At 29.6% G+C, this 23,793-nt stretch carries 26 protein-coding genes and 1 pseudogene; 25 read left to right on the plus strand and 2 right to left on the minus strand.

Going from position 1 to position 23,793, the window contains the following annotated elements:
• The first annotated feature begins 9 nt into the window (after nucleotides 1–9).
• From ABDZ93_RS01620 to ABDZ93_RS01680, 13 genes are all read left to right on the plus strand, one after another.
• Complete coding sequence (locus ABDZ93_RS01620) at nucleotides 10–1,194, plus strand: PQQ-dependent sugar dehydrogenase family protein (RefSeq protein ID WP_343823015.1); 1,185 nt, start codon at nucleotides 10–12, stop codon at nucleotides 1,192–1,194.
• A 117-nt stretch (nucleotides 1,195–1,311) separates the two neighbouring features.
• Nucleotides 1,312–2,028 carry a zinc dependent phospholipase C family protein gene (locus ABDZ93_RS01625; protein WP_343823017.1) on the plus strand — a complete coding sequence of 239 codons (717 nt, stop codon included), beginning with the start codon at nucleotides 1,312–1,314 and terminating at the stop codon, nucleotides 2,026–2,028.
• Nucleotides 2,029–2,172: 144 nt separating this feature from the next.
• Nucleotides 2,173–2,685 carry a hypothetical protein gene (locus tag ABDZ93_RS01630; protein WP_343823019.1) on the plus strand — a complete coding sequence of 171 codons (513 nt, stop codon included), beginning with the start codon at nucleotides 2,173–2,175 and terminating at the stop codon, nucleotides 2,683–2,685.
• Complete coding sequence (locus ABDZ93_RS01635) at nucleotides 2,682–4,400, plus strand: B12-binding domain-containing radical SAM protein (protein ID WP_343823021.1); 1,719 nt, start codon at nucleotides 2,682–2,684, stop codon at nucleotides 4,398–4,400. The genes ABDZ93_RS01630 and ABDZ93_RS01635 overlap by 4 nt, the downstream gene beginning before the upstream one ends.
• Before the next feature lie 239 nt (nucleotides 4,401–4,639).
• Nucleotides 4,640–4,966 carry an ATPase gene (locus ABDZ93_RS01640; RefSeq protein WP_343823022.1) on the plus strand — a complete coding sequence of 109 codons (327 nt, stop codon included), beginning with the start codon at nucleotides 4,640–4,642 and terminating at the stop codon, nucleotides 4,964–4,966.
• A complete protein-coding gene (locus ABDZ93_RS01645) occupies nucleotides 4,953–6,914 on the plus strand; it encodes a V-type ATP synthase subunit I (protein WP_343823024.1) in 1,962 nt (653 codons plus the stop codon). The genes ABDZ93_RS01640 and ABDZ93_RS01645 overlap by 14 nt, the downstream gene beginning before the upstream one ends.
• A 24-nt stretch (nucleotides 6,915–6,938) precedes the next feature.
• Nucleotides 6,939–7,412, plus strand: a complete 474-nt coding sequence (locus ABDZ93_RS01650; protein WP_343823027.1) for a V-type ATP synthase subunit K — start codon at nucleotides 6,939–6,941, stop codon at nucleotides 7,410–7,412.
• 17 nt (nucleotides 7,413–7,429) lie between these two features.
• Nucleotides 7,430–8,032 (plus strand): V-type ATP synthase subunit E, encoded by a 603-nt coding sequence (locus ABDZ93_RS01655; RefSeq protein WP_343823028.1) that lies wholly within the window; start codon nucleotides 7,430–7,432, stop codon nucleotides 8,030–8,032.
• A gap of 15 nt (nucleotides 8,033–8,047) precedes the next feature.
• Nucleotides 8,048–9,049 (plus strand): V-type ATP synthase subunit C, encoded by a 1,002-nt coding sequence (locus ABDZ93_RS01660; RefSeq protein ID WP_343823031.1) that lies wholly within the window; start codon nucleotides 8,048–8,050, stop codon nucleotides 9,047–9,049.
• Nucleotides 9,042–9,350 (plus strand): V-type ATP synthase subunit F, encoded by a 309-nt coding sequence (locus tag ABDZ93_RS01665; RefSeq protein ID WP_035131363.1) that lies wholly within the window; start codon nucleotides 9,042–9,044, stop codon nucleotides 9,348–9,350. The genes ABDZ93_RS01660 and ABDZ93_RS01665 overlap by 8 nt, the downstream gene beginning before the upstream one ends.
• An 18-nt stretch (nucleotides 9,351–9,368) precedes the next feature.
• On the plus strand, nucleotides 9,369–11,144 hold the full coding sequence (locus tag ABDZ93_RS01670) for a V-type ATP synthase subunit A (RefSeq protein WP_343823035.1): 1,776 nt from the start codon (nucleotides 9,369–9,371) through the stop codon (nucleotides 11,142–11,144).
• Nucleotides 11,137–12,519 (plus strand): V-type ATP synthase subunit B, encoded by a 1,383-nt coding sequence (locus ABDZ93_RS01675; protein ID WP_035131359.1) that lies wholly within the window; start codon nucleotides 11,137–11,139, stop codon nucleotides 12,517–12,519. The genes ABDZ93_RS01670 and ABDZ93_RS01675 overlap by 8 nt, the downstream gene beginning before the upstream one ends.
• Before the next feature lie 3 nt (nucleotides 12,520–12,522).
• Complete coding sequence (locus tag ABDZ93_RS01680) at nucleotides 12,523–13,176, plus strand: V-type ATP synthase subunit D (RefSeq protein ID WP_343823038.1); 654 nt, start codon at nucleotides 12,523–12,525, stop codon at nucleotides 13,174–13,176.
• A gap of 239 nt (nucleotides 13,177–13,415) precedes the next feature.
• On the opposite strand, the gene ABDZ93_RS01685 is transcribed toward ABDZ93_RS01680, so the two are convergent.
• Both ABDZ93_RS01685 and ABDZ93_RS01690 read right to left on the minus strand, forming a co-directional pair.
• Nucleotides 13,416–13,865: a bis(5'-nucleosyl)-tetraphosphatase gene (locus ABDZ93_RS01685; RefSeq protein ID WP_343823040.1), complete on the minus strand. Its 450-nt coding sequence runs from the start codon at nucleotides 13,863–13,865 to the stop codon at nucleotides 13,416–13,418.
• Between the two features lie 71 nt (nucleotides 13,866–13,936).
• Nucleotides 13,937–14,125, minus strand: a complete 189-nt coding sequence (locus ABDZ93_RS01690; RefSeq protein WP_343823042.1) for a hypothetical protein — start codon at nucleotides 14,123–14,125, stop codon at nucleotides 13,937–13,939.
• 160 nt (nucleotides 14,126–14,285) lie between these two features.
• Between ABDZ93_RS01690 and ABDZ93_RS01695 the strand changes: the two genes are divergently transcribed.
• From ABDZ93_RS01695 to pdaA, 12 genes and pseudogenes are all read left to right on the plus strand, one after another.
• Nucleotides 14,286–15,608, plus strand: coding sequence for a GNAT family N-acetyltransferase (locus ABDZ93_RS01695; RefSeq protein WP_343823044.1), 1,323 nt, complete (start codon nucleotides 14,286–14,288; stop codon nucleotides 15,606–15,608).
• Nucleotides 15,596–16,366: an aminoglycoside adenylyltransferase domain-containing protein gene (locus ABDZ93_RS01700; RefSeq protein WP_343823046.1), complete on the plus strand. Its 771-nt coding sequence runs from the start codon at nucleotides 15,596–15,598 to the stop codon at nucleotides 16,364–16,366. The genes ABDZ93_RS01695 and ABDZ93_RS01700 overlap by 13 nt, the downstream gene beginning before the upstream one ends.
• Nucleotides 16,366–16,740, plus strand: a complete 375-nt coding sequence (locus ABDZ93_RS01705) for a nuclear transport factor 2 family protein (protein WP_343823048.1) — start codon at nucleotides 16,366–16,368, stop codon at nucleotides 16,738–16,740. Before ABDZ93_RS01700 ends, ABDZ93_RS01705 begins: the two co-directional genes overlap by 1 nt.
• A gap of 44 nt (nucleotides 16,741–16,784) precedes the next feature.
• Nucleotides 16,785–17,372, plus strand: coding sequence for a hypothetical protein (locus tag ABDZ93_RS01710; protein WP_343823050.1), 588 nt, complete (start codon nucleotides 16,785–16,787; stop codon nucleotides 17,370–17,372).
• 46 nt (nucleotides 17,373–17,418) lie between these two features.
• Complete coding sequence (locus ABDZ93_RS01715) at nucleotides 17,419–17,934, plus strand: GNAT family N-acetyltransferase (protein ID WP_343823052.1); 516 nt, start codon at nucleotides 17,419–17,421, stop codon at nucleotides 17,932–17,934.
• Nucleotides 17,935–18,284: 350 nt separating this feature from the next.
• The gene (locus ABDZ93_RS01720) at nucleotides 18,285–18,938 is read left to right on the plus strand and encodes a response regulator transcription factor (RefSeq protein WP_343823054.1); all 654 of its coding nucleotides are present in this window, start codon (nucleotides 18,285–18,287) and stop codon (nucleotides 18,936–18,938) included.
• Between the two features lie 3 nt (nucleotides 18,939–18,941).
• Nucleotides 18,942–20,165 (plus strand): HAMP domain-containing sensor histidine kinase, encoded by a 1,224-nt coding sequence (locus tag ABDZ93_RS01725; RefSeq protein WP_343823056.1) that lies wholly within the window; start codon nucleotides 18,942–18,944, stop codon nucleotides 20,163–20,165.
• Between the two features lie 37 nt (nucleotides 20,166–20,202).
• Nucleotides 20,203–20,415: an ATP-binding protein gene (locus ABDZ93_RS01730; RefSeq protein WP_343823058.1), complete on the plus strand. Its 213-nt coding sequence runs from the start codon at nucleotides 20,203–20,205 to the stop codon at nucleotides 20,413–20,415.
• Complete coding sequence (locus tag ABDZ93_RS01735) at nucleotides 20,402–21,112, plus strand: hypothetical protein (RefSeq protein WP_343823060.1); 711 nt, start codon at nucleotides 20,402–20,404, stop codon at nucleotides 21,110–21,112. Before ABDZ93_RS01730 ends, ABDZ93_RS01735 begins: the two co-directional genes overlap by 14 nt.
• Nucleotides 21,113–21,384: 272 nt before the next feature.
• Nucleotides 21,385–22,026, plus strand: a pseudogene (locus ABDZ93_RS01740) (M15 family metallopeptidase).
• Between the two features lie 21 nt (nucleotides 22,027–22,047).
• Entirely contained in the window at nucleotides 22,048–22,836 is a 789-nt protein-coding gene (locus ABDZ93_RS01745; protein WP_343823062.1) for an N-acetylmuramoyl-L-alanine amidase family protein, read from the plus strand.
• 69 nt (nucleotides 22,837–22,905) lie between these two features.
• Nucleotides 22,906–23,787, plus strand: coding sequence for a delta-lactam-biosynthetic de-N-acetylase (pdaA, locus tag ABDZ93_RS01750; RefSeq protein WP_343823064.1), 882 nt, complete (start codon nucleotides 22,906–22,908; stop codon nucleotides 23,785–23,787).
• Nucleotides 23,788–23,793: the final 6 nt, after the last annotated feature.

Below are 23,793 nucleotides of genomic sequence, written 5' to 3' on the forward strand. Positions count from 1 at the left end.
GGAGGAACTATGAAAAAAATAATAGGATGGATTTTGTTGATAATAGTAGCTATTATCTCTTTATTTATAGTAAAAGATAAAAATGAAATATATGACATAGGTGTTAAGGACTCAGGAATTGATATGAAAATAAAATATAAGGGATTAAAAAATGCCATAGATTTTGCTAACAATGACAAAGGATTATATGTTGCTTTTCAAAGTAAAATAATAGCTATTCCATCAACTGGCGAGCCCTATACTTTAATTGAAGATAAAAACTTTAATATTACCTCCTTAGAAAGTAATGGAGATAAATTATACTTCGTTACTGATAATGGAATAATGAGTGTAGATATTAACAATGGGAAGCTAGAAGAATGCTTAACCAATATACCTAATATTGGTGATTATAATAAGGTATTAATAAGGGGATATAAGGAATATTTATTTATTTCAATTGGAGCTGCAACTAATTCAGGTGTAGTGGGAAGTGATAACCAATGGATAGGTAAAAACCCAACTGGTTATGATATATCTCCTTATGATATAGTGTTGAATAAAAATGAAAATGGAGGCTTTGTACCAAATGGAGCTTCTAATGAGGACAATGAGGTTATAAAGGGTGAATCAATTGGCAATTCATCTGTTATAATTTATAACACTAATACTAAAGCTATTGAAACCTATGCATGGGGAATAAGAAGTATAGAGGGTATAGACATAACACATGATGGTAGAATATTTGCTACTGTCGGAGGATATGAAAATAGAGGATTAAGACCAGTAGAAAATGACAGTGACTATATTTATGAGATAAAAAAAGGCTATTGGTATGGCTTCCCAGATTTTTCTGGTGGAGATCCTCTAGATTCACCACGATTTCAAGGTGAATCTAATATAAAAAATACTCCAATACTAAAAAAATATCCTATGTCACCACCAGCACCTGCCTATCAACATAATGATTTAGATAGTTTAAAATGGATAGCAATAGATGATAATGGAAAAATTAATGGACAAAATACATTGCAGCTATATTTTTATGATAGTAATAAAAATAATATAATGTGCAGTGCTGTAAATGGTGTTCCAAAGAAATTATTAAATTTAAATGATAATTGCACTATATCCAATATGAAGATTTTTAACAATGAACTATATATTCTAGATGGTAATCATGGATTTTTATTTACCATATCTATTAAAAAATAAAATTTCAATAAATTAAAATTTCATATAATTGCTACGTTAAATATGATTAAATTAGAGTATAATAATATATATCTAAATTATTATTTTATTATTCATAAAGAATCGTAGGTGAATTACATGAAGAGAATGGAAAGAACTTATAATAGAACTATGACCGCAGTTATAAGAGTTGCAAATCCTATAAAAAAAAGAATAAAAAAAACAGAATGCATAGTCCACAAATTCATAAATAAAGAAGCTCTTCGTTTATTAAAGCAGGAGGGTTACATCGAAGAATATAATTTTTTTATGAAACATATTTTAGATTTAAATAAAGGTGTAAAATGGGCTGATGCAGATTTAAAAAGTACAAATCATTTCTATCATCATGAAAAGGGTATTGGTCTATATGGATTTTCAAATGCTAAAGTAGAGTGTGTAAAGTATTATAATGCATCTGTATTTTATGGTGCTAACTCTGATATGAATAAAGCTATATTTTTTTTAGGTGCAGCTTGTCATTTAGTACAAGACTCTACAGTGCCGGCTCACGCTATGAAAAACTTAAAAAAACATAAACCCTTGGAAAATTTCATAATAGATAAAGTTCTTGATGGATATAAAATTCCTCTGAAAGATCATGTAATTAGTTATGGAGATCCTGAAAAGTATGTAATTGAAAATACAAAGTTTGCTGTTAAATCAGCTAAGTCCTTTGAAAGTATAAGAGTCAAACAGAATAGGTTTAATGAGATTGCAGAGGTTATATTACTTAGAGCCTGCATTACCACTGCAGGACTACTTGTTGATTTTTATAATAACTTAAAAGTTATAGATTCTGAAACTGAGGATTAATAAAAACTCTATTTATTGTAAGAACTACCACCTAAAGTATAGTGGTAGTTCTTTTGTTTTGCTTATGCAAATAGTAAAAAATAAAGGAATTTATAAAATTACAAAGAATAGTATCTCTAATATGAAAATATGGAGGTGTGTGATATGGAAAGCTTATTTGTAAATTTAGAAAAAGAAATTTTTAGGGGTAATATATTGGATATTACTTACGGAAACGAGGGCATAATATATAAAGCCAATAAGTATTATGATAATTTTATAGATGTAGATTATTTAGAAGATACTCCTTCTAAACGCTTTGATAATGAAGGTTATTACGATAGTTGTATAGTATTTTTTACCTTAAATAAAATTAAATCCCATAGACAAAAGCTAAAGCTTTTTGATAATATATATAGATTAATGAAAAAAAATGGATATGTTTATATTTGGGATGTAGAAAAGGAGCCGTTAAAAACATTACAAAAAAATATAACAGTTTCACTACCAGATAAAAGTATGAAGAATTTTCAAATAAACTTGCTTAACATATTCACTGATAACACTTCATCAAAAATTATAGACGGACTAAAGGACTATTTCGATATTGTAGAAGCAGTATCCTCCAATGGCACTTTTAGGATTGTAGGCAGAAGAAAGGATGTTAATAAAAAATGAAAGTAGTTTTGGTTGCAGTAAACTCAAAGTATATTCACAGCAATTTAGCAGTAAGATATTTAAAGGCATATACAAAGGATTTAAATTATAATTGTCATACTATGGAGTTCTCTATTAATGATAGAGAGGAAAGAATTGTTGAGGAAATACTATTTGAAAAGCCAAATATAATAGGATTTTCATGTTATATTTGGAATATTGAATTTGTTAAAAAGGTATCAACCTTAATAAAACTCATAGATAGTAATATTGAAATTATATATGGAGGACCCGAAACATCCTATAATCCCATTGAGTTTTTAACAGAAAATGTAGGTGAATACTTAATTGAAGGAGAAGGTGAAGAAACCTATAAAGAATTAATTAATTTAAAAATAAATAACGAAATAAATGGAGATAATAATAATTGTGAAAATATTAAAGGACTATACTATAAAAGTGATGAAGGCATAGTATATGGAAGTAAAAGACCATTAATGGACATAAACAATATAGTATTTCCTTATGAATCTGATGACAACTTAAAAAATAAAATTGTATATTATGAAGCTTCAAGAGGATGTCCTTTTAATTGTAAATACTGTTTATCTTCTACCACTCATGGAGTAAGATTCTTAAACATAGATAGAGTGTTAAAAGAACTACAATATTTTATAGATAAAAAAGTTAAATTGGTTAAATTTGTTGATAGAACCTTTAATTGTAATAAGAATTTTGCAAATGCTATATGGAGTTATCTAATTGAAAATGGAGAGGATACATGTTTCCACTTTGAAGTATCTGCAGACCTATTTAGCAGTGAATCTTTAGATATACTAAGCAAAGCACCTAGTGGTATGTTTCAATTTGAGGTAGGTGTTCAAACTACTAACAATGAAATATTAAGAAATATTAATAGAACTATAGAATTTTCTACCATTAAAGAAAAGGTATTGGAACTAAATAAGCTAAACAATATTAAACAGCATCTAGATTTAATTGCAGGGTTACCTGGAGAAGACTTTAACTCTTTTAGAAAATCTTTTAATGAAGTATATGAGATAAGTCCAGAGGAATTACAGTTAGGGTTTCTTAAGCTTTTAAAAGGTTCACAAATGAGAGAGGAAAGCGAAAAATGGGGGATGGTATATTCACCTTATCCACCTTATGAAATTTTGAAAACAAAGGATATAAGTTATGATGAATTAATTATACTAAAGAAAATTGAGCATATGGTCGATAAATATTTAAATAGTGGTAAGTTTTATAATATTTTAAATTTCTTTAAAAATAGCAAAAAATTCGAAGATATATTTGAATTCTACTATGAACTTTCTAAGTTTTATGATAGCAAGGGATACTTTAAACGAAGCATAGCCTCTGTAGATTATTACTATCTCTTTGTTGAATTTAATGACTATATTAAAGCTGGAGAGCAGGAGTTATTATTAGACATAATAAGATATGAGTATTTCTCTTGTAATAACACAAAATGGATACCTGATTTTCTAAGAATGGAAATGAGTAAAACTGAAGAAAGAAGTATAAAAGAATATATTATGAATAAAAATTCTATAGATAATATAAATAAAATAAGTGTCTTTAAATTTAATCATAATATAAAAAGTTTTGTTGAATACAGAGAAATAAATAAAACTTTAAACTATATTGCTTTTATAAACAATGACATCAAAGAAAGAATATTTATACAGGAAAATGAATTGATAATTCAATAATATGTCAAGTAAAATCTTTGTTATTTTAAAAAGTACAATATATTAATTTTTTATACGGGTATATTGTACTTTTTAGGAAAAATGATATAATAGATTTTAATATATCTTCTAAAGAGTTGAATTAATACGTATTATAGGTTATTTAATACCACTTAAAATATTATGTTTACACCTATATATAAAGCAGACTTAATATAAGTGGTTATATATAAAATTAATACTTAAAAGGTGGTGATATTTTGGCGCTAGAAGCAATTAATAAAATACAACAGGCAGAATCTACTGCAAAAGATATATTGGATAAAGCAGTAGAAAATAGCAAACAAATAATTAGTGATGCTCAAACTAAAGGAAATGAAGAGTACCGTACTATCATTGAAAATGCTATGAAAAAAGCAAAAAAAATGAAAGATGATGCTCAAACTAAAGGGAATGAGGATTCACAACCGACCATGGCTAAAGGTGAAGAAGAAGTAAATAATATAATCAATACTTCTAAAGAAAAGATTGATTTAGCTGTTAATTTAGTAATTGAGAGGATAGTGAAGTTCAATGGCAATAGTTAAAATGAATAAATTTATGCTCTTAGCCTTTGAAAATCAAAAAAAATCTTTGCTTGAGAAATTGCAATCCTTCCAAAATGTACAATTCTTAGATTTAAGTAAAAATGAAACTATTGAATTGAATCAATTAAAAAGTGATAATGCAAGCAGTGAAATTTCTGAAGTAGAAGGTGAATTATCAAAAGTAAAATTTACTATTGAACTTTTGAGCACATTTAGTGAAAAGCCTAAGCTACTAAAAGACTTAAAGGAAGGAAAAAAGAGCTATAGCTATGATGTGTTAGAGCAGATTAACAATACATCTCATTGGCGTGAGGTATATAGTGACCTAAAACAAAAAGATAATAAAATAAACATGAATCATAATTATATAACTAAGTTGAAAGCCAATATAGAAGATTTAAAACCGTGGGAATCTTTAGATACCTCAGTAGAAAGCTTAAATAGATTAAAAAAATCTAAAGCTATATTAGGTGAAATTCCTCAAGGAAATGTTGATTCTTTAAGACTTAAGTTAGAGGAAACAACTAAAAACTATTACTTTGAAGTTATTAGCAGCATAGGTAGAAACAGCTACATAATGGTCATAGTTCATAATGATGAAATAGCTGATATAGAGCAATTGTTGAAATCTTCAACCTTCAGTAAGATTGATATTCAATGTGATGGAATACCTAAAGAAGTAATAAAAGAGTATAAAAAAACCATTGAATCAATAAAGGCAGAAAATAACTTTATACAAGATAGCATGAAAGAACATGTTAATAAACTAGAAGAATATAAAGTGGTTTACGAATACTTGAGTTCTTTATTACTAAGATTAAAATCTACCGAAAATTTCCTGAAGAGTAGAAACATTGTGGCTATAGAAGGATATTATCCCGCAGAATTGCATAATGACTTTGAAAGCACATTAAAAAACATTCTAGGTAATGATTATTATTTAGAGTCAGAAGCCGCTGAAGGTGACGATGTACCTGTTAAATTAAAAAATAATAAAGTCTTTGAATCCTTTGAAAACATTACTTCCATGTATAGTGTACCTAAGTACAAGGAGATAGACCCAACACCACTGTTAGCGCCTTTCTATATATTCTTCTTTGGAATGATGCTATCAGATGCTGGATATGGCTTCGTGATGTTTGTAGGTACTTTAATTGCACTCACTGTATTTAATTTAGATGACGAGATGAGAAAGTCAGTGAAGATGTTTTTCTTGTTAAGTATTTCAACTATATTCTGGGGTGTAATGTATGGTAGTTATTTTGGAGATTTTATAAAGATAGCTCCTCTATGGATGAAACCTGATAGCAATGTAGGGTTATTAATGATTGTATCTGTAGTAATGGGACTAATTCAAATTTATGTAGGACTTGGAATCAAGGCATATATGCAAATAAGAGATAAAGATTACTTTGGAGCCTTTTCCGATGTAGGATTATGGTATATAACCCTAACTGGTGCAATTATATGGGCATTAAGTGCTTTTGTAGATTTAGCTTCCCTTGGAGTTCCAGCTATAATAATTACTATAGCAAAATATGGTACTATTACTGGAATGATAGGAATTGTACTTACTAACGGACGTCAAGAAAGCTCTATAGGCGCTAAGTTAGGCCAAGGATTCTATGCTCTATACGGAATTACATCCTATGTAGGTGATTTGGTTTCTTATACTAGACTTGCAGCTCTAGGACTTGCAACAGGATTTATAGCTTATGCATTTAATATTATGGTAAGTATGGTATCAACTTCATGGGCTACAGTTATATTTGGAGTAGCAATCTTTGTAGTTGGCCATATATTTAACTTATTTATCAATGCATTAGGAGCATATGTTCATACATGCAGATTACAATATCTTGAATACTTCGGAAAATTTTATGAAGGTGGAGGCACAGCCTTTGAGCCTTTAAAATATAATTCTAAATATTTTAAAATATCAAAATAGATAAATTAGGAGGAATAAAATATTATGATGGAATTTTTAACACAAAACGGTGGAATAGTTATTGCAGCTATAGGAGTTGCTCTTGCAGCAGCATTACCAGGAGTAGGATCAGCAAGAGGTGTTGGTATAGTTGGTGAAGCAGCTAGTGGACTTTTAGCAGAAGAACCAGAAAAGTTTGGTAAAGCCTTAATCCTTGAATTACTTCCAGGTACTCAAGGACTATATGGATTTGTTATAGCACTTTTAGTATCTTTACAATTATCACCAGATATGTCTTTCGGTCAAGGTTTCTACCTATTTGCAGCTTGTCTTCCAATAGCTATAGCAGGATGGAAATCAGCTATATCTCAAGCTAAAACAGCAGCTTCTGCAATTCAAATTCTAGCTAAGAGACCAGAACATAATACAAAAGGTATCATATTAACTGTTATGGTTGAGACTTATGCACTTTTAGGATTTGTAATGTCTCTTCTACTAGTAATGAGTGGTAACTTTTAATTAAGGAAGTGAATAATATGTCTAACTTGGATAATCTTACTTCTAAAATTATAAAGGATGCAGAAGTAAAAAAAATAGAAATTTTAAATGAATCTACCATAAAAGCTGATGAAATAATTAAAAAGAAAACAGAAGAAGCAAATAAAAAAGCTTCTTCTATTTTAGAAAAAGCTGAAATGGAAAGTAAAACCATAAAAGAAAGAATTATTTCTAAAACTGATTTAGAAATAAGAAATAAAAAATTATTGGCAAAACAACAAATTATTGAAAAAGTCTTTGAAACAGCTAAGGAAAAACTTAAGTCCATGAATGCAGAAGAGTTTACTAAGTTTATGAACAATTCTGTTATGGCTCTAAACATTGACGGAGATGAAGAAATAATTATAAACCCAAAGGATAGAGAAAAGCTTCCTGATAAGTTTTTAGCAGAGCTAAATAAGTTATTAAAATCTAATGGCAAATTAGGAAATTTAAAATTCAACGTTAAAACCCATGAAATAGATGGTGGTTTTATACTTAGTAAAAATGGAATCGAGATAAATAATTCCTTTGAAGAACTTGTGAATTCACTTAAATATGAATTAGAGTATGAAGTTGGGAAAATATTGTTTACAGAATAGTAAGGAGGTATTTAAATGGACAGAATGGATTTTACCCATGCTGTAGCTCGATTAAGGGTAATGGAAAAAAGACTCCTTGATAAAAATAAAATCGAAAGATTATTAGATAGTGATGGTCCACAGGAAGTTTTAAAAGTATTACAAGAAACTACCTATGGTGATCTTATTAATAATATAGATTCAGTTTATGATTATGAAAAAATCCTTAAGGAAGAGCTAGTGAATCTTTACAACACTTTATATAAAATATCTCCGGTAAAAGAAATTATAGATATTATGAGTTTAAGATATGATTATCATAATATTAAAGTTTTATTAAAGGCAAAAGCCTTGGGCAAGGATTTATCTAATATTTTAATACCAATAGGAACAATTCCTTTAGAAACTCTTAAAAACTGTATATTATCTGACGAATTAAAATCCTTAGATAAACATATTCAAAAAGTTATCACTAAGGTAGAAAATGAATTTGAGGTTAATTCTGATCCTCAAGTAATTGATACTCTTCTAGATAAATACATGTTTGAAGATATGTTTGAAAAAGCAAGGAATATAAATGTTGAGTATATAACTAGATATGTAAATGAGTCCATAGATATTACTAACATAAAGACTATGCTTAGAGTTAAAAAGCAAAATAAAGATGGTAGATTCCTTGAAGGTGTGTTAATACCTGGTGGAACTATAAAACATAACTTTTTTATAGAGGGAATAAATGAATCCCTAGAAATCTTTACAAGTAAAATATCTAGAACCCCTTACTCAAAGGTACTTCATACTATCTTAGAAGAATATATGGCTACAGGCAGCATTTCATCCTTAGATGTACTCTATGATAATTATATTATGGACCATGCAAAGGATGCAAAGAGAGTTAACTTCGGACCAGAGCCTATCATTGCATATATAATTGCTAAAGAAACTGAAATTAAAATAATTAGAATTATTATGGTAGGAAAGATTAATAAGGTTGCTACTGAAGTTATCAGAGAAAGGTTGCGTGAACTATATGTATAAGATAGGTGTAGTTGGAGATAAAGATTCAATACTAGCATTTAAGGCCTTAGGAATTGATGTTTATCCAGCAGTCGAAGCTGAAGAAGCAAGAAAAATTGTAGATAAAATGGCTTTTGAAAATTATGCTGTAATATTTTTAACTGAGCAATTAGCTCAGCATTTGGAAGAAACTATTGAAAGGTATAATAAAAAGCTTATACCTGCAATTATACTTATACCAAGCAATCAAGGTACGCTAAATATTGGTAAACAAAAAATTAGCGATTATGTAGAAAAAGCTGTTGGAGTAAATATCTTATAGAAAGGTAGGTAAAAAAACTTGAAGAATGGTACTATTGTTAAAGTTTCCGGTCCATTAGTAGTTGCTAAGGACATGGATAATGCTAATATATTTGACGTTGTAAAAGTTGGTGAAAAGGGACTTATTGGTGAAATCATTGAAATGAGAGGCGATAAAGCTTCCATTCAGGTTTATGAAGAAACTTCTGGTATAGGACCTGGAGATCCAGTAATTACAACAGGAGAACCATTAAGTATAGAACTTGGACCTGGATTAATTGAATCTATGTTTGATGGTATCCAAAGACCACTTAATGCTATGCAGGAAGCTGCAAATTCTCATTTCCTTAAAAAAGGTGTTGCAGTTAAATCATTAAACAGAACAAAAGTTTGGGAATTTAATGCTACAGCAAAAGTTGGAGATGTGGTAGAGGCTGGAGATATTATTGGAACAGTGCAAGAAACTGCCGTAGTGCTTCACAAGATAATGGTTCCTTATGGAGTAAAAGGAAAAATTAAAGAAATAAAATCAGGTAACTTTACTATAGTTGAGACTGTATGTATTGTTGAAACTGAAAAGGGTGATAAAGAATTAACCCTAATGCAAAAATGGCCAGCTAGAAAAGGAAGACCTTATGCAAGTAAGTTAAAACCTATAGAACCAATGGTAACAGGACAAAGAGTTATAGATACATTTTTTCCTGTAGCTAAAGGTGGAGCCGCTGCAGTGCCAGGACCTTTCGGAGCAGGTAAAACAGTAGTTCAACACCAAGTAGCTAAATGGGGGGATACAGAAATTGTTGTTTACGTTGGATGCGGTGAACGTGGTAACGAAATGACAGACGTTCTTAATGAATTCCCAGAACTAAAAGACCCTAAAACTGGTGAAAGCTTAATGAAGAGAACAGTACTTATTGCTAATACTTCAAATATGCCAGTTGCAGCTCGTGAAGCTTGTATCTATACTGGTATAACTATAGCAGAATACTTTAGAGATATGGGATACTCAGTTTCAATAATGGCAGATTCTACTTCAAGATGGGCTGAGGCTCTTAGAGAGATGTCCGGTAGACTTGAAGAGATGCCTGGTGATGAAGGATATCCAGCTTACCTAGGATCAAGACTTGCAGATTACTATGAAAGAGCTGGTAAGGTTATATGTTTAGGAAAAGATGGTAGACAAGGAGCAGTTACTGCCATTGGAGCCGTATCGCCTCCAGGTGGAGACTTGTCTGAGCCAGTTACTCAATCTACCTTAAGAATAGTTAAAGTATTCTGGGGACTTGATGCTCAGCTAGCATATAAGCGTCACTTCCCATCAATAAACTGGTTAAGTTCATACTCATTATACTTAGATAGTATTGGTCAGTGGATGGATGAAGAAGTAGCCTCAGATTGGTCTCAATTAAGAGTTGAAGCTATGACACTACTACAAGAAGAAGCTAGCCTTGATGAAATTGTTAGATTAGTAGGTATAGATGCTTTATCTGAAAAGGATAGATTAAAATTAGAGGTTGCAAAATCTCTTAGAGAAGACTATCTACAACAAAATGCTTTCCATGAAATAGACACATATGCTTCACTTGGCAAACAACATAAAATGTTAAAACTAATTCTTTTATTTAAAAAGGAAGCTGAACGTGCTTTAGAAGCTGGAGTTTATCTAAACAATATATTAAATTTACCAATGAGAGATAAAATTGCAAGAAGTAAATATATTGCTGAGGATAATATTGACACTATCAATAACATCGCTGAGGAATTAGTAGTAGAAATTAATAGATTAATTAGCGAAGGAGGGGTTCTAGATGCTTAAAGAATACAGAACAGTTACAGAAGTTGTAGGACCTTTGATGGTTGTTGAAGGTGTAGAAGGCGTTAAATACGATGAATTAGTTGAAATAGAACTACAAACTGGAGAAAAGAGAAGAGGTAAAGTTCTAGAAGTTAATGGTTCTAAAGCAATGGTTCAACTTTTCGAAGGTTCATCAGGTATAAACCTAAAGGGAACTAAAGCTAAATTCCTAGGAAGACCTTTGGAACTTGGAGTATCTGAGGATATGTTAGGAAGAATATTTGATGGTATGGGAAATCCAAATGATGATGGTCCTAGTATAATAGCTGAAAAAAGAGTAGATATAAATGGTGAGCCAATTAACCCTGTATCAAGAGATTATCCGTCTGAATTTATTCAAACTGGAATATCTGCTATAGATGGACTTAATACGTTAGTTAGAGGTCAAAAACTACCTGTATTTTCAGGTTCTGGACTTCCACATGCACAGTTAGCTGCTCAAATAGCACGTCAAGCTCAAGTTCTAAATTCTGATTCTAAGTTTGCCGTTGTATTTGGAGCTATAGGTATAACTTTTGAAGAAGCACAGTTCTTCGTAGATGAGTTCAAAAAGACTGGTGCTATAGATAAATCAGTATTATTCATGAACTTAGCTTCAGACCCAGCTATCGAGAGAATAGCTACTCCAAGAATGGCTCTAACTACAGCTGAGTATTTAGCTTATGAAAAAGGAATGCACGTACTTGTAATATTGACTGATATTACAAACTATGCAGAAGCTCTAAGAGAAGTATCAGCTGCTAGAAAGGAAGTTCCAGGTAGACGTGGATATCCAGGATATCTTTATACGGACCTATCTACCCTTTATGAAAGAGCTGGAAGATTAAAAGGTATAGAAGGATCTATCACTCAAATTCCGATTCTTACAATGCCAGAGGATGATAAGACTCACCCAATCCCAGACTTAACTGGATATATAACTGAGGGACAAATTATTCTATCTAGAGAGCTATATCAAAAGGGTATAATGCCTCCAATAGATGTATTGCCTTCACTATCAAGACTTAAAGATAAAGGAATAGGTAAGGGTAAGACTAGAGAAGATCATGCAGATACTATGAACCAATTATTTTCAGCATATGCACAAGGTAAGCAAGCAAAAGAATTATCAGCAATTCTAGGCGAATCTGCTCTTTCAGATGCAGATAAGAAGTATGCTAAGTTTGCTGAGGCTTTTGAAAATGAATATGTTTCTCAAGGATTTAATACAAATAGAAGCATAGAAGAAACCTTATCTCTTGGATGGAAGCTTCTAACCATACTTCCTACCACAGAGCTTAAGAGAATTAGAGATGAATACCTTGAAAAGTATATGCCTAAGGGAGATGAGGCATAGCATATGGCAAGATTAAATGTCAATCCTACTAGAATGGAGCTATCCAAGTTAAAGAAAAGATTAGCTACAGCAACTAGAGGGCATAAACTTCTTAAAGATAAACAAGATGAATTAATGAGAAGGTTCATAGATCTAATAAAATACAACAATAAGCTACGTGGTGAAGTTGAAGATAAACTTCAAGGTGCCTTTAAGGATTTTCTTATGGCATCAGCAGCTATATCACCTGAGTTCTTGGAAGAAGCTATTTCTTATCCTAAGGAAAGCATATCTTTAGAGCTAGCAGAAAAAAACATAATGAGCGTAAATGTACCTGTTATGAACTTTGTACGTAAGCTAGAAGGAGATTCAGGTAGTATATATCCTTATGGATTTTATAGTACTTCCTCAGAACTTGATAATTCAATTGAACAGCTTTATTTAATTCTTCCTAAGCTTCTAGAACTTGCAGAAGTAGAAAAGTCTTGTCAGCTTATGGCCGATGAGATTGAGAAGACAAGAAGAAGGGTAAACGCTCTAGAATATATGACAATTCCTCAGCTTCAAGAAACAATTAAATATATTAAAATGAAGCTGGATGAAAATGAAAGAGGTGCTTTAAGCCGTCTAATGAAGGTTAAAGATATGATGGAAAAAGCACAAGCTGCAGCTGAGTAGATGTAAAAGAGGTAACCTCCGGGTTGCCTCTTATTTTAATATTTATCCGATGACTACCAGCTCTAATACTCCCATCTTCTTCAAAGTGGGAGTAAAGAGCTACTACGTCCCTGAATAACGATTTTTCCTAAATGACAACGAGTTCTAAGTATCGAAAATACTGATACTAAGAACTCTGTTAGTAACCTTCAGAAGGAGTAAAAACTACCTCTGAAGCAAAGAACTCTGTTTATGATTACTTAAATTTTCTCACATAAAAATTTGTTAGCCTCACCAAGGATTCTTCGTCCACTACCAAAGGTTAATAAGCTTTGTGCTTCCTCATAATTACTCCATCTGTAATCCTCAATTTCTTCTACTTGAATTTTAGTTAAACTATTATCAGCTTCTCCTAAAAACAATACTACTTCTTTTTCAATGAAATTATCAATAATATATTTATCTGTAGCTCTAAATCCATCTATTAAGTTAACTTTCAGTCCACATTCCTCAAAAACTTCTCTTAATGCTGTTTCTTCTTCTGTTTCTGAATATTCCATATGGCCTTTAGGGAACCCCCAATAACTATCAAGTCCAATACTTTTTAAAAGCAAATATTGAATTCCTTTATTTGAGGTTCTATATACTACTGCTCCACATGACTTTTCATAGCTCATATTTTCATCCATATTACTAATTAAAATGTCCATTATTTAATCTCCTTAATTAACTTTTCTATTTCATATATAGAGTCAACTTCTAGAAGCTCTATATCTGTCACTTATCTTTTTCCAAAGGTTTCTTGGGTTAACTTTACTGCTAGCTCCTGAATTTCTTCTGCTGTTGTATTATAAGGATTTATTGAGTTTTCTAATATCTTTTTAGTTCCTTCTATAGGGTTATTATAATAATACTCTAGTACAGTATCTCCTAAGTCAAATAATATACCTAAAGGCTTTTCAAAAATCACACCCTCTATGAAAATAATTAATTTGAAAATATATGAATATTATACACTAACTTCAATATTATTATTATAAATTTATGAATTATATTTATATAAATGGTATAATATAACTACTATTTTAAAATACATTCAATAAAAAATATGATTAAAAAGGAAATAGGTTATGAATATTGTTAAATGCCAAAAACAAGATCTATTAAGTATTTTTGATATAATCTCTAAGTGTAAAGCTCATATGGAAAGTTATGACATATATCAATGGAATGAATTTTATCCAAGTTTAGATATTATAGAAACTGATATTATTAGTGGTAATTGCTATTTGTTAAAAGACAATGAACTATCTATAGCATATTTCGCTTTAGATGAAGAGCAACCATCAGAGTACAATAACATAACTTGGATTACTCAAGGTGAAAAAGTATTGGTTATTCATAGATTAGCTGTACTTCCTGAATATCAAGGTATGGGAATTGCAAAGAAAATATTAAAATTCATTGAAGAGTTTGCTGATGAAAACAGATATACATCTATCAGATTAGATGCTTATAGCCAAAATAGAAACGCACTTAAATTATACGACAATCATGGATATAAAAGAGTAGGTAAATTATATTTTCCTAATAGAGAATTTCATTTTTATTGCTATGAGAAGAAGTTAAAAAATACACCCATTCCAGAGACTTTAATTCCTATGTTAAATGAATATGATAAATCCCTAAGAGAAAACTTTCCTAATAAGATATTTGGTATATATGTTTATAATTCAGTGGCACTAGGTTGTTTTAATGAGAAAACAAGCGATATAGATTTTATAACAATATTGAATGAGGAATTTGAAAATGAAGATATTTGTACCGTAGAAAAAGTCCATAGGAAAATAAGTGAAGCTTTTGAATATGGTAATAGAATGGAAGGCATGTATATAACTAAGGATAAAGTAGGTAAGCTTAACTCAGAAATAAGTCCTTATATATACTTTTGTGATAATATTCTTCATTACTATGGCTATTACGATATTAATTCTATTACTTGGTGGACATTAAAATATTTTGGCATACCTATAAATTGCCCTGATGTTAACAGTTTATCTATAGAAGTAGATTGGTGTAGTATTATAGAGAATATGAACTACAATTTAAATAATTATTGGAAAGATAAATTAAGTGAAAATTATATATTTCTCCAGGATGAATGGATTGAATTTGCAGTTGCAACCCTATGTAGAATACTATATACCTTAGAAAATAAAGCTATAACCTCTAAAGATAAAGCTTTAGAATATGCAATAACTACTATACCTAAGGAGTACAGTTTAATTATAAAAGAATGTTTAAGACTTAGAGAGAGAAATTTTGATTCATCCTTTTACAGTTCAACAGTCGAAAGAGAACACTTAGTTAAAAGCTTCATAAAATTTATTATAGATATCTGTAATGAAAAATATAAATTATTAGAAGGAAGTGATATAAAATGCAAAAGATAAAAACCATATTAGATAGTATAGTAGAAAGCTATAAAACCATATTAAAGGATAATCTAATAGGAATCTACATTCATGGTTCTTTAGCTATGGATTGTTTTAACCCTGATATAAGTGATATAGATTTTTTAGTAGTAGTAAAAGTAAACCTAAATGCCAATGATAAAAGAAAGCTTGTAGATATTTTATTAGAACTATCTAAAGATGGACCAGGAAAAGGTTTGGAAATGAGTGTGCTTTTAGAAAAGGAGGTTAAGAACTTTAAGCATCCAACTCCATATATACTTCACTACTCTAATGCATATAAAGCTACTTATGAAGCTAATCATAGCTATTTATGTGAAGATGGAGAAGACCCAGATTTAGCTGCTCATATTACAATAACAAGAGCTAGAGGGATTTGTATATATGGTAGCTCCATAGAAGATATATTTTCACCTGTACCAAGAAAAGACTATTTAAAATCAATTTATTTTGACATAGCAAATTCTAGAGAAGAAATTCTAGATTCACCAATGTATATTATTCTTAATCTTTGTAGAGTTCTATATTACCTTGAAGAAGAAGTTATTTGTTCAAAAAAAGAGAGTGGACAATGGGCATGCTCTAATCTTCCAAAGGAGTATATAAAGACTGTAGAAAAAGCTTTAAACTGTTATGAAAATGGAGAAGAAGCTAACTTTAATGAAAAGGCTCTAGTGAACTTTGCAGATTTTATTATGAACAATATAAATAATTATTTAAATATTGAGGTGGAATAATGAATTATATCAAAGAACATATATTAGAATTAGAGAATGATTTACTAAAATCAGAAGTAAGAAAATCAGCACAAAAGATAAATGATATATTAGCAGATGATTTTATAGAATTTTGTAGTTCAGGAAGAGAATATCATTATGAAAAAGGCGATATACATCAAGATCAAGATGATGATACTACATTACAGTGGGAAATTTTAGATTTTAATATAAAAGAATTATCAAGTGATTGTATATTAGCCATGTATAAAGTAATAAAGCATACTCAAGCTGATGAAAATAAAAAATATTCCCTTCGTAGTTCCATATGGAAATATTGCGATGGAAAGTGGAAAATGTTTTTTCATCAAGGAACTTTATCATGTAAATTTTAAATTTAAAATAAATTATTACACAATCAAAATAATGAGGTGAAATAATGGATTATTTAAGTCGTGCTATAGAATTACACAAAGAAGCTGAAGATATAATTTATAAAGAAGGTATTGACTCTATTCTAAAGAAATATGGACAAATTAATTATACTGGTAGTTATAAGTTTAATTTAATGGTCTGGGAAGATATTGATATGAACATGGTAATGAATGGAGAAGAATTTTCTTTAGATAATTTCTTTAAAATGGGGAGTGAACTTGCAAAGATAAAGAACATTAAACTAATGAAATTTCAAGACTTTGTTAACTACCCTAAGAAAGGACTTCCAAAGGGATTTTATTGGGGAATTCAATATGAAAATAAGATCACCGATAAAACTTGGAAAATGGATTTGTGGATTGTAGATAAAGAAAGTTTTGAATTTAATAAAAACTATGTATCTAAAGTAATTAAAAATTTAAATGAAGAAAACAGGAGCTTAATCTTAAATGTGAAAAACTCCATTATAAATGAAGAAGGAAGAACTCCATTTACCAGTGGATATTACATTTATGAGGCAATATTATTCAAAGGTTTAAAAGATAAAGAACATATAATTAATTATTTAAAAGAAAAGGGCATTAAAATATAGATTAGAGCTTTAATAAATATATAATTTATGACGAGGAGTGAGATAGTTGTTTAAATTAGTTAAACCAACATTATTTATGGAAAAAGAATATATAGACTATATTACTGAATGGGAAGCTGCTGGAGAAAAGATTGTTCCCAATGCATCTAAGCGAGATAATATGAGCTTTAAAGATTTAGTAAATAAGTGGGAAGAATATGAGTCAGAAAATATGTATGAGAAAGAATTAGTTCCTTCTTCTATGTATTTTCTGATAGATAATCATAATAAAATTTATGGTGCTATAGATATTAGGCATGATCTAAATGATTACTTATTACAGTATGGAGGACATATTGGATATGGAATAAGACCTTCTCAGCGTAGAAAAGGCTATGCTTTTCAAATGTTATCTTTAGCACTACCCATAGCTAAAGAATTAGGCATAAATAAGGCATTAATTACTTGTGATAAAACTAATCTAGGATCAGCTAAAACTATTATTGATAATGGTGGAATTCTAGAAAATGAAGTTAAAAATGGAGATGAGATAACTCAAAGATACTGGCTAGAACTTAGTTAAAATGATACTTAATCTGGTGTATTATAAATATTTAGGTTGCATTAAAAGAGCTGTTGCGGTATAAGTGTTGCAACAACTCTTTTTAATTTAATTGACTAATTAACTTTTATATTTAGTTGACTTAATATTCTATTTGTAATAAATGTAGGTCCACCTAGAATATACATTTTTGAAATTTTATTTCTATTGCTATTTATCAAACTAGACAGTTCAGGCTCTAGTGTTCCTGAATTTGATAAAAAAGACAAAGGAGTTATTTATATAAAAATGACAAATGATGCAATAATGATACAATTATGATATAAAATAAAGAAATAAGGGTATTTTATATTCCATAAGGAGATGAATATATGATTAAAATATTAACTGTAGAAGATGAAAAACCAATTTCTAATTTAATAAAAATAAATCTTTTAGACGCTGGTTATGATTGCGAATGTTCCTTTGATGGAGAACAAGCTATTGAAATGATTGAAAAAAATAATTACGATTTAATTCTTTTAGATATTATGCTACCTAAGGTAGATGGCTATGAACTATTTGAATATATAAAACCCCTAGAAATTCCAGTTATATTTTTAACAGCAAAATCTGATGTAAAAGATACGGTAAAAGGCTTAAAGCTTGGAGCCGAAGATTACCTTACAAAACCCTTTGAAATAATGGAATTACTTGCTAGAGTGGAGAGGGTACTTCGACGCTTTAATAAGCTTCAAGATCATCTTTATCTATTTGATATAGAGATAGATACTTTATCTAGAATAGTAAAAAAGAAGGGTGAAATTATAAATTTAACTGCTAAAGAGTATGATTTATTATTGCTTTTCATCCAAAACAAAAATATTGCTCTATTTAGAAAGCAGATATATATGAGAGTTTGGGGCGACGATTATATGGGAAATACTCGAACTGTAGATTTACATGTACAAAGAATGAGAAAAAAATTAGATTTAGAGGATAAAATCGTGGCAGTATACAAAATAGGATATAGACTGGAGGTATAGTCTTTGAAGATATTTTGGAAAATTTTTTTTGCAACTATGATAATATCTATTAGCTGTTTTAGTATTGGAAGCTATATTTTAATTAACAGTAATTTTAAGTCTTCACTAAAAAGAGAAATTGATACAACTTATATAGAAAATGATATTTTAAATTTTACTTTATCCCAAGAACTTGATGACATCAGTGAATCGTTTATTGAATTTTCAAATAGTAATAGTGATGAGGCAAATTACACTAAATCCCAATGGATAGCTCAAATTGCCCCTACAGTGAATATTGGTACTGTTCAAGGAAAGATGAATTTCCGAATAAGCAATGATAACGGTAAAGTTATTTATGAAAACTTGGAAGAAAAGTTTGGTAATGAAATTATAAAAAAGCTTGATAAAAACACAAAAGCTCATGAAATCGTACATATAAATAATAAATACTACATACATGCTATAGTTCCAATGCAAACTTTGGAAGAAACCTTCTATGTACAAAATTTTACTGATATCTCTCACGTATTTGATAGTCTAAACAACCAATACAAAACCTTTATATATATAGTTATTATAATGATAGCTGTAAGCGGAATGGTATCATTTTTTGTTTCATGGCTAATTTTAAAACCTATATATAGGTTATCAAAGGCAACTCAAGAAATTGCAAGGGGGAATTTTGAACAAAGAGTATATATAAAATCTAAGGATGAAACCGGATACTTAGCAGATAATTTTAATTTGATGGCTGAGAACTTAGATACAACAGTCAAAGAACTTAAGGATTTAAATGTTAGACAAGAATCATTTATAGGAAGCTTTGCCCATGAAACAAAAACCCCTTTAACATCTATGATTGGATATGCAGATATGCTTCGTTCAAAAAAATTATCACAAGAAGAAATAATGCTTTCAGCTAATTATATCTTTGAGGAGGGTAAAAGAATTGAAGCTTTATCAATGAAGCTTTTAGATTTAATTATTTTAAAGAAGAGAGAATTTAAAATGTACTACATATCAACAGGTGAATTTTTTGAAGAGATAAATGGAATTATGCATCCTTCCTTAAGAAAACATAATATAGAATTTTCACTTGATGTAGATGAAGAAAAAATATATTTAGAGCCTGATTTCCTAAAGACGGTTTTTATAAATTTAATAGACAATTCTATTAAAGCTATTACAGCTGGACATCATAATGAATGTGGCAGAATATCTTTATTAGGAAGGAAGACACGGTGAAGATTATATAGTTACTATAGAAGACAATGGTAAGGGCATGGAAGAAAGTGAACTATCAAGAATTACAGAGGCCTTTTATATGGTAGATAAATCAAGGGCAAGGAGTCAAGGTGGAGCTGGTCTTGGACTTGCAATATGCGTTGAGATTATAAAGCTTCATAATGGTGAAATGCTATTTGAGAGTAAGTTAAATGAAGGAACTAAAGTTATGGTAAAGTTAAGGGGTGAAATACAATATGAAAAAAGATAAAATTAAATATGAAAATATTATAAGTGGTATAATATTATTCAGCATTATAGCAGCCTTTGCTTTTTTGCCTATAATTTTATCTTACATTCAACAGAACTACCTTGTAGGCAAAGTTGAGACTTCTACTATAAATAGTGATAAAAATACTAACAGCTCTGAAACATCTGTTATTGACAAATTATCTATGATATGTGGCTATGGAAAGATGAACAAAGATATTATTCTCATTGATAAAAAACAACTATTTGAACCCAAAATGAATAATATAAGAATACCAGATTCAATAGTTAATGAAATTAAGAAGCTACAAGATAGAGAGATTATTCCAAAGGTTAATTTAGATAATAACTTAAGGGTTACAGATTTTTCTCTTAAAACATATATAGATTCAAAGAACTTAGAAAACAAAGTTAAAGTCTGGGATATTAGATTAGATGCTGATGAGTGTACCCTTAACATACTTATGGATGTAGAGACACATATGATTTATGGATTTAGTGTTTCGCCTTTTGAGGATACTACAGATATTGAATTAGTGAGTAATCCTGATGAATTTGCTAATTACTTAGGTATCAAATGGTCTAAAGTAGAAGACTATTATTCTAACAATATAACTTATTCAATAGCAGAGAAGCAAATATTTTATATGTATAGTGTATCAGAAAGATATATAGTATTAAATCTAATTAATTATTAAAAATCACGATAATCATGATAAATATTATGATTATCGTGATTTTTAATTATGCAACTTTGATGGGAAAATGATATAGTTTTTAAACATTCCTTTTATATTATAGATTCATAGAAGGAGTGATTTACATGAAAAAAATATCTAAAGATAAAAGAGTATCAATAAAGAGAAAAAGAAATTTAATTTTAATATATTGCATAGTTTTCTTCGCATTTTCTACATTGGTTTTTAAAATTTCAAAAGATGCTGTTACTAAAGTATGGGAATCATCTAATATGTCAGCACTCGGGAATAAAACTCAATCTAATTTATCTAAGCAAAAAAATTTAAAAGAAAAAAATAACCTATCTTCACAAGATAAAAAAAGTTGGAACTTAATTTTAGCAAATCCTTCAACAGTTTTACCAGAAGACTTTAGTGTAGATTTGGCACAACTTAGCAATGGCCACCAAATAGACAGACGTGCATATAGCGATTTACAAGATATGATGAATAATGCACGTAAAGAAGGTCTATCTCCCATGATTTGCTCTTCTTATAGAACCATGGATTTTCAACAACAGTTATTTAATCAAGATGTAAGTACATATATAGAACAAAATTATTCGCAAGAAGAAGCTAAAAAGAAAGCTGCGCAATGGATAGCAATACCAGGAACAAGTGAGCACCAAACTGGACTTGCATTAGATATTGTTTCATCTAGTTATCAATTACTAAATAAGGAACAGGAAAATACACCGTAGCAAAAATGGTTAATAGAGAACTCATATAAATATGGATTTATATTAAGATACCCCTCTGATAAAACTCATATTACTGGAATAGAATACGAACCCTGGCATTATAGATATGTAGGAAAAGAAGCAGCAAAAGAAATTACTGAAAGAGGAATTTGTCTAGAGGAATATCTAAAATAAAGATTGATTAGAGGTGTATTTATGGGAGAAAGAAGTGTGAAAAGTGAATATACATATAAAGTTAATAGTAGTGAATATAAAAAGAAGAGAAAGAAACGTAAATTAAGACGTATTAAAGTCATAGGTATTATCCTAATAGTTTTTGTTGTCATTGGAATTACACAGTTGAACATCTTCAAAAGAGATGCTATGACAGTAGTCGGAAGTAAAGAAGCTGAACCACAAGAAGTGCAAAAGTATGCTGATAGACCTATAGTTTGTATTGATGCTGGTCATGGAGGCTATGACGTTGGAACTATGACCAGCTCTAATGTATATGAAAAAGATATTACAATGAAAGTAGCCCTTGAAGTTGGAAAAATATTAGACCAAAATCAAATAAATGTTGTTTACACAAGAACCAGTGATGAAGTTCCATGGCTCAGTAATGAAAGTGATGATCTTCTTAAACGTATAGATATATCAAATTCAAAAAATGCTGATGTATTTGTATCTATACATTGTAATTCCTTTGAAGATTCAAGTGTTAAAGGTGTAGAAAGCTGGTGTAGACTTCCTAATAGTGAAGGGGAATCCTTAGCAAAGAATATTCAAAATAAATTAGCAAGTGTTAACTATACTACAGATAGAAGAATAAAATATGAGTCTGATAGTGAAATTAAGGTAATTAGACTAAATAATGCTGTCTCAACATTAGTTGAACTGGGATACTTAACTAATGACTCTGATACTGAATTTCTCTTGTCAACACAAGGACAAGCTAAGTGTGCAAAAGCCATCGCTGATGGAATTCTAGAGTATATTTCTTAAACTTTTATATTATATAAGTCTCTGTTTTATTATATGTTATAAATTTATAAAGAAATGATAGGTGATGAAATGAATAAGAAGGTAAACATAATAATTTTCATAGCTCTATTAATTATAGTATTTATTGGAATACTTGAGTATGAAATAATAGAAAATACATCAATAAAAAGCGATTATACAACTGAGGAAGAAATTAATCAGGAAACTACTACTGATAATGAGAAAAAGGAGTTCTTAAATAAAATAATTGATACCTCTTCTTTAGATAATGAAAAAACAGCTTGGTGGTTTAATCCAAATAAAGATCATACAACCCCTGGAATAAATGACAATTTAAATTATGACTTACATGAATATGATGCTCATTACGTGAGGAATACAGATAAAAAGGTATTACATTTAACTTTTGATGTAGGATATGAAAATGGTTATACTACTCAAATATTAGATATTCTTAAAGCTAATAATGTGAAGGCAATTTTTTTTGCTACACTTCCTTATTTAAATGATAATCCTGGAATTATTAAAAGAATGGTAGAAGAAGGCCATACGGTAGGAAATCATACAAGTAGTCATTTATCCATGCCATCCTTAGCTGATGATGAAAAAAAATTTAACGAAGAAATTAAGGATGTTGAAAATAAATTTAAGGACATTACTGGTAAGGATATTCCACCATATTTTAGGCCACCTATGGGGGAATATTCCCAAAAATCTTTAGCTATGACTAAAAATTTAGGATATAAGTCTATATTTTGGAGTTTTGCTTATGTTGATTGGGACCCTAATAATCAACCTAACCCAATAGAAGCAAAGAAAATAATTCTAAATGGACTCCATAATGGAGCAATATTACTTATTCATGCAGTCTCTAAAACTAATACTGAAATACTGGATTCAGTTATAAAAGACGTCAAAAATCAAGGGTACGAGTTTGAATTATTAGATTAATTTAAC

The sequence above is a fragment of the Clostridium subterminale genome (genome assembly GCF_039521425.1).
Classification (GTDB): Bacteria; Bacillota; Clostridia; order Clostridiales; family Clostridiaceae; genus Clostridium_J; species Clostridium_J subterminale.